Source organism: Mediterraneibacter sp. 210702-DFI.3.120 (genome assembly GCF_020561005.1).
Classification (GTDB): domain Bacteria; phylum Bacillota; class Clostridia; order Lachnospirales; family Lachnospiraceae; genus Mediterraneibacter; species Mediterraneibacter faecis.
The window spans coordinates 1-271 of record NZ_JAJCNG010000104.1 but is presented as its reverse complement, the minus strand read 5'-3'; the positions used below and the strand labels follow the sequence as shown (position 1 = coordinate 271).

The window sequence follows — 271 nt, the reverse complement described above, 5'->3', positions numbered from 1 at the left end:
AAGTATCATGCAGGCGTAACAAAAATCGTGCAAAGAAACTGGCATGTACAACGAATCTATATTTCTAAATCTACTTTAAGAAAAGCCGGAAATGGTCTTAGCGTTGGAGGTATTTGGGTACCTAAATTTGCATATGCTGCAATTATTCAAACAGCTGGTTATGCATTGAGTAATGCACCTGGAGGCATCTGGGTTGATTATGATAGATTACTTTCAGGTTTTGGTGGAGGTTTTGGAGCTCCACATTGGCAATAATTATTTAAAATAAAAT

1 protein-coding gene is annotated in these 271 nt (G+C 36.5%); it reads left to right on the top strand.

The window, feature by feature from the left end; all coding sequences use genetic code 11:
• Positions 1–255: hypothetical protein (locus tag LI162_RS15400; RefSeq protein WP_227156890.1), on the top strand; the 255-nt coding region annotated here is incomplete at its 5' end.
• Positions 256–271 lie beyond the last annotated feature (16 nt).